Raw genomic sequence first — 6,648 nt, forward strand, 5'->3', positions numbered from 1 at the left:
ACAAACGGAAATACAGCCATTCCTCGATAACCTTTCGGAATTAAATATTTAGCAACAATCAGAAACATTGGCTGTAAAATTTATAAATTTGTAGCTATAAAATTGTTCGATTTCAATAAAATCATAATCAAATATTTATATTTTTGATTTTAGTTTACACGAAAAAGAGCGCGAAGCAGATTTATGAAAGAGCAAAGTAATGAAAATAAATTAATCGAAGGCGAAGATTTTTATTATACGCCCGAAGGTTACAAATGCTTTACTGAAAAACATCATTTAAAACGTGGTTATTGCTGCAAAAGCGGTTGTCGCCACTGTCCGTACGGATATGATAAAAAAACAGGAAGAATAAATAAAAATTAGAATACCACAAGATGAAGGTTTTTATAAATAAAAATATACCCGAAGCTGGCATTAAATTGCTTCAAGATAAAGGCATTAACTTTACAATAAATCCAACAGAGAATATATTGTCAAGAGAAGAGTTTATAAAAATCTGCCAAGAACATGACGCACTTTTGAATGTTGGAACAAACAAATTAGATGAAGATTTTTTTCAGCAATGTCCGAATTTAAAAGGAATCGCTTTATTTTCTGTCGGATTTGATTCTGTCAATATTCCATCAGCTAACAGCAGAAAAATTCCTGTTGGAAATACGCCTGATGTTTTAAGCAGAGCTACATCTGATGTTGCTTTTTTACTGATGCAGAGTGTTGCGCGAAAATCATTTTATAATCATAAAAGAATTTTAAACAACGATTGGGGAAGTTTTGATCCGTTAGCCAATTTAGGACAGGAACTTTACGGCAAAACTTTAGGGGTTTTCGGTTTGGGAAGAATTGGTATTGAAATGGCAAAAAAATGCAAAGCCGCATTCGGAATGAATATCATTTATCACAATCGTTCTCATAATGAAGAAGCTGAAAAAGAATTGGATGCAAAATATGTAGATTTTGAAACCTTACTTGCTAAAAGTGATGTTTTAAGTGTTCATTCTAATTACAGTGAAGAAAACAATGAACTTTTCAATAAAAATTCTTTTGCTAAAATGAAATCGAATGCAATTTTCATTAACACATCAAGAGGAAAATTTCAAAATGAAAGCGATTTATTTGATGCTTTGACAAACAATATAATTTGGGGTGCTGGATTAGACGTTACAAATCCAGAACCGATGCACTTTGACAATCCATTATTGTCCCTTCCAAATTGCTGTATTTTACCGCACATTGGTTCTGCGACATACGAAGCCAGAAATGGAATGGCTGTTTGCGCAGCGCAAAATGTAATTGCCGTTATTGAGGGTAAAAAAATGCCGTTTTGTGTTAATGAGGAAGTGTATTTTTAAATTCTAATTTTAAAATTCCAAATTCCAATCTGAAATCTAAAATCAACAATCTAAAATATAATATATGGATATTCGTTCAAGAAAGTTTAAGATTACGATTTATAAATCGTATCACAGGTCGGATATCCGTTATCCCTAGTTTTTTATATTAGAAAATGTGGCAAGTGGATAATTTAGATATTTTGCCTAAACGAATATTTCGCTCCGCTGGAGCTTTTGTATTGGGTGATTATTATTTTCTATAAATATTTCGCCTTTCCAAGGCTTTTCTTGATTTATTTAAATTTCATAATGCTCCAGAGGAGCAAAATATTTATAGAAATTGTTTAGCCGTTTGTCACATAAAAGCCCAGCGGGGCGACATAATTTAAAAAACAAAAAATTAATCTGGTGTTAATCTAAGCTCAATATCTTAGTAACTTAGAATCTCAGCATCTTAGAATCTTAAAAAAAAAATGACTTTTCAAGAACAAATACAACAAGGAATACCAAATATATTACCTCCAAAGCAGGCATACGATCCAGCAATTAATCATGCTCCGAAACGAAAAGAAATTCTTTCGGCAGAAGAAAAAAAGCTGGCGCTTAAAAATGCTTTACGTTATTTTGATCCAAAACATCACGCCGAATTAATTCCTGAATTTTCAGAAGAATTAGAAAAATACGGGCGTATTTATATGTATCGTCTTCGTCCAGATTACAAAATGTACGCAAGACCGATTGAAGAATATCCTGGAAAATCGTTGCAAGCAAAAGCCATAATGCACATGATTCAGAACAATCTAGATTATGCCGTAGCGCAACATCCGCACGAATTGATTACTTATGGCGGAAACGGCGCTGTTTTTCAGAACTGGGCGCAATATTTATTGACAATGCAGTATTTGTCTGAAATGACAGATGAGCAAACTTTAACAATGTATTCAGGTCACCCAATGGGATTATTTCCTTCGCATAAAGAAGCGCCAAGAGTTGTGGTTACCAACGGAATGGTAATCCCTAATTATTCTAAACCTGATGATTGGGAAAAAATGAATGCTTTAGGAGTTTCTCAATACGGACAAATGACAGCGGGAAGTTATATGTATATTGGGCCACAAGGAATTGTACACGGAACTACAATTACAGTTTTAAACGGTTTCAGAAAAATAAAACAAAATCCAGAAGGAAGTTTATTTGTAACTTCTGGTCTTGGCGGAATGTCGGGCGCACAACCAAAAGCTGGAAATATTGCCGGTTGTATTACCGTTTGTGCTGAGGTAAATCCGAAAATTACTAAAATCCGTCACGAGCAAGGTTGGATTAACGAAGTGGTGACTTCTACAGACGAATTGGTTGCCAGAGTTGCTTTGGCGAAAGCCAATAAAGAAACCGTTTCGATTGCTTATTTAGGAAATGTAGTTGACGTTTGGGAACGTTTCGATCAGGAAAATATCAAAATTGATTTAGGTTCAGATCAGACTTCACTTCATAATCCTTGGGCTGGAGGTTATTATCCGGTTGGAATTTCATTTGAAGAAGCAAATGATTTGATGGCAAATAATCCAGAATTATTCAAAGAAAAAGTTCAGGAAACCTTACGTCGCCATGCAGATGCTATTAACAAACATACCGCAAAAGGAACCTACTTTTTTGATTACGGAAATGCCTTTTTACTAGAAGCTTCTCGCGCTGGTGCAGATGTAATGGCAGAAAATAATATAGATTTTAAGTATCCAAGCTACGTTCAGGATATTATGGGGCCAATGTGTTTTGATTACGGATTTGGGCCTTTCCGTTGGGTTTGTACTTCAGGAAAACCAGAAGATTTATTAAAAACAGATGCGATTGCTTGTGAGGTTTTAGAAAAAATGGCAGAAACTGCTCCAAATGAAATTCAGCAGCAAATGCAGGATAATATCAAATGGATTAAAGGCGCGCAAGAAAACAAATTGGTTGTAGGTTCTCAAGCTCGTATTCTTTATGCTGATGCCGAAGGAAGAATTAAAATTGCAGAAGCTTTTAATCAGGCAATTGCAAAAGGCGAAATTGGCGCGGTTGTTTTAGGGCGCGATCACCATGATGTTTCTGGAACTGATTCGCCTTATAGAGAAACTTCAAACATCTATGACGGATCTCGTTTTACTGCCGATATGGCGATTCATAATGTGATTGGAGACAGCTTTAGAGGAGCAACTTGGGTATCAATTCATAATGGCGGCGGAGTTGGCTGGGGAGAGGTTATAAATGGCGGATTTGGTATGGTTCTTGATGGTTCTACAGAGGCTTCAAAGCGTTTAGCATCAATGCTTTTCTGGGATGTTAACAACGGAATTTCAAGAAGAAGCTGGGCTCGAAATGAAGGGGCTGTTTTTGCTATAAAAAGAGCAATGGAAGTTGAGCCATTATTGAAAGTAACTTTACCTAATCTAGTCGATGAAAGTCTGCTTTAAAATAACATAATGTCATCCTGAGCGAAGTCGAAGGCTTACAGAAACGAAAGGGCTTCGACTACGCTCAGCCTGACAGATTTAAAAAAGAACATTAATTCTTAGATATATGAAAACACTTAAGTTAATTCCGTTTTTGCTACTGCTGATACTTACTTCTTGCAGTACCGTGACTGTTTATTCTGATTATGACAAAACTGTCGATTTTACGCCTTATAAAACGTACGCCTACTTTAAGCCAGGAATTGACAAGGTTGAAATATCAGATTTAGACAAAAGAAGAATTTTACATGCTATTGACGATCAAATGCAATCTAAAGGTTTTACCAAAAGCGACAATCCTGATTTGTTAATAAACATTTTTACTAAATCAAGAGAGCAAGTAGACGTAAACCAATTTACCGCTGGCTGGGGTTATGGCTGGGGCTGGGGTTGGAATCCTTACATGATGTACGGAGGACAGACTACAGTTTCTACTTCTACTGAAGGCACTTTATACATTGATTTAATCGATGCTAAAAGAAAAGAAATGGTATGGCAAGGTGAAGGAATCGGAACTTTGACAAGAAACATTGATAAAAAGGACGAAAAAATTGCTGAGTTTGTAGGCAAAATTTTAGCTCAATATCCGCCAGTAAAAAAATAATTATTTACATTTGCCTTTCAATCAGTAAAGAAAATGACAAACTTTAACAACATTATTATCGCTATTATTAGCATTATTGCAATTCAGCAATAATGGCGAGGTGCTATATAAGTTTGTAAAATATAATTTATAGAAACCTCCCAATTGGGAGGTTTTTTATTTTAAGAAAGTTCAAGACAAATATTTTTTGCCACAGATTTCACAGATTCACACAGATTAAAAATCATTTTAATCATTTTAATCTGTGGCAAAAAAAATAAAAACAAAACATCATGAGTTTATTTAACGAAGTACTTAACGCAAAAAAGCAACTTGAAAATGTAGTTGCTGCGACGCCTCTTACACAGAATTTAAATCTTTCAGACGAATTTGAATCGACTATTTTATTAAAAAGAGAAGATTTACAAATTGTTCGTTCGTATAAAATCCGGGGCGCGTACAATAAGATTTCTTCGTTAAACGAAAAAGAAAAAGCAAACGGAATTGTATGCGCCAGTGCAGGAAATCATGCGCAAGGTGTTGCTTACTCGTGTAACTTGCTTCATATAAAAGGTAAAATTTACATGCCGAAAACTACTCCGAAACAAAAAGTAAAACAAGTACAATTATTTGGAAAATCGTTTGTTGAAATTGTTTTAACTGGAGATACTTTTGATGATGCTTATGCGTCGGCAACGGCAGATGCTATCAAAAACCACAAAACATTTATTCATCCTTTTGACGATGAAAAAGTAATCGCTGGACAAGGAACTGTTGGTTTAGAAATCTTAGAAAGTTTTACAGAGCCTATCGATTACGTTTTTGTTCCAATTGGTGGAGGCGGACTGGCGTCTGGTCTTTCTGAAGTTTTCAGACATTTAAGTCCGCACACAAAAATTATCGGTGTTGAACCAAAAGGAGCTCCTTCAATGAAAACTTCGATTGAAGAAAATAAAAATACACCACTAAAAACAATCGATAAATTTGTCGATGGTGCAGCTGTAAAACAAGTTGGAGATAAAACTTTCGAAATCTGCCGTTATAATCTAGAAGATATTATTCTGGTTCCCGAAGGAAAAGTATGCACCACAATTTTAAGATTGTACAATGAAGAAGCGATGGTGGTAGAACCTGCAGGAGCTTTAACAATTGCAGCTTTGGATTTTTATAAAGAAAAAATTAAAGGAAAAAATGTCGTATGCATTGTAAGCGGAAGCAATAATGACATTGAAAGAACAGCTGAAATAAAAGAACGCTCTTTGCTATATGAAGGTTTAATGCATTATTTTATGATTCAGTTTCCGCAACGTCCAGGTGCTTTAAAAGAGTTTGTCAATAATATTTTAGGCCCAGATGATGACATTACTTATTTTCAGTTTGCTAAGAAAAATAGCCGTGAAGTAGGTTCTGTTGTGGTTGGTTTAGAATTGAAAAACAAAAATGATATTATGCCAATTAAACTGAAAATGACCGAAAATGGCTTTGAGTTTCAATACTTGAATGACAATCAGGATTTGTTTACTCAACTAATTGGATAAAATAAAAACAAAGGCTGTCAGAGATTTGACAGCCTTTTCAGATTCAATACAAATTACTAATTAAATTGTGAATGTAATTATTGCTTCAAGATTTTTTTCGAATACGAGCCTTTGCTATCACTAACTTTTACAACGTAAACACCTTTTGGTAATCGAGAAATTTCTACTGCAGCTTGATTTCCTTTTACAAAACTTACATTTTTCTTTAAAACCGGTTCTCCTGTTATATTAAAGATTTGTACTTCGCCACTTCCTTCATGATTGGTATCTATTTTTAAAGATTTATCTACTTCATCCACAAAAATCATCATATCGTTTGAGCTTGTATTCTCAACCGCAACAGTTTCTGCTACTAAAGCACTTTTTGCCGTTGCAGAAGTTTCAACCTGAACAAATTGCCATTGTTGATTTAAACCGCCTGTATATGCCCAAACTTGAATGTTAGCTCCATTTGCTGTAGAAACATTTTCAACATCTAGAGATTTACCGCTGTTTACGTTTATAATTTTGTAATATCCACTTCCGATACTTGTTACTGTCCATTTAAATTCATTTGAAGCTGAAAAACTTCTCTGCTGCACTTTTAACCCGTCTCCTGTTCCGTTATTTTCAACAGCCAAGTACATTCCTGTAGATTTTACGATAATATAATAATTGCCGCTTCCATCAGAAACAAATTTCCAACGCTGATTGCTTCCTCCTCCGTT

General features: G+C 34.8%; 6 protein-coding genes. 5 read left to right on the plus strand and 1 reads right to left on the minus strand.

Features of this window, described 5'->3' with window-relative positions; genetic code table 11:
* Window positions 1-183: 183 nt before the first annotated feature.
* The 5 genes from B3J44_RS11435 to ilvA all read left to right on the plus strand — a co-directional run bounded on the left by B3J44_RS11435 (window position 184) and on the right by ilvA (window position 5,941).
* A complete protein-coding gene (locus B3J44_RS11435; protein WP_095928730.1) occupies window positions 184-363 on the plus strand; it encodes a DUF5522 domain-containing protein in 180 nt (59 codons plus the stop codon).
* Window positions 364-374: 11 nt separating this feature from the next.
* Window positions 375-1,349: a 2-hydroxyacid dehydrogenase gene (locus B3J44_RS11440; RefSeq protein ID WP_286968557.1), complete on the plus strand. Its 975-nt coding sequence runs from the start codon at window positions 375-377 to the stop codon at window positions 1,347-1,349.
* Between the two features lie 455 nt (window positions 1,350-1,804).
* Window positions 1,805-3,781 (plus strand): urocanate hydratase, encoded by a 1,977-nt coding sequence (locus B3J44_RS11445; protein WP_286968558.1) that lies wholly within the window; start codon window positions 1,805-1,807, stop codon window positions 3,779-3,781.
* 106 nt (window positions 3,782-3,887) lie between these two features.
* A complete protein-coding gene (locus tag B3J44_RS11450) occupies window positions 3,888-4,424 on the plus strand; it encodes a DUF4136 domain-containing protein (protein WP_286968559.1) in 537 nt (178 codons plus the stop codon).
* Window positions 4,425-4,696: 272 nt separating this feature from the next.
* Entirely contained in the window at window positions 4,697-5,941 is a 1,245-nt protein-coding gene (ilvA, locus tag B3J44_RS11455; RefSeq protein WP_286968560.1) for a threonine ammonia-lyase IlvA, read from the plus strand.
* A gap of 77 nt (window positions 5,942-6,018) precedes the next feature.
* On the opposite strand, the gene B3J44_RS11460 is transcribed toward ilvA, so the two are convergent.
* Window positions 6,019-6,648: RICIN domain-containing protein (locus B3J44_RS11460; RefSeq protein ID WP_286968561.1), on the minus strand; the 630-nt coding region annotated here is incomplete at its 5' end.

The organism is Flavobacterium sp. UBA4854 (assembly GCF_002399805.1).
In the GTDB taxonomy this organism is placed as follows: Bacteria; Bacteroidota; Bacteroidia; order Flavobacteriales; family Flavobacteriaceae; genus Flavobacterium; species Flavobacterium ginsengisoli.

Bases quoted from the DNA above. Each gene is read 5' to 3' on its own strand.
- B3J44_RS11435 (WP_095928730.1), top strand. From the start codon at position 184: ATGAAAGAGCAAAGTAATGAAAATAAATTAATCGAAGGCGAAGATTTT.
- B3J44_RS11440 (WP_286968557.1), top strand. From the start codon at position 375: ATGAAGGTTTTTATAAATAAAAATATACCCGAAGCTGGCATTAAATTG.
- B3J44_RS11445 (WP_286968558.1), top strand. From the start codon at position 1,805: ATGACTTTTCAAGAACAAATACAACAAGGAATACCAAATATATTACCT.
- B3J44_RS11450 (WP_286968559.1), top strand. From the start codon at position 3,888: ATGAAAACACTTAAGTTAATTCCGTTTTTGCTACTGCTGATACTTACT.
- ilvA (WP_286968560.1), top strand. From the start codon at position 4,697: ATGAGTTTATTTAACGAAGTACTTAACGCAAAAAAGCAACTTGAAAAT.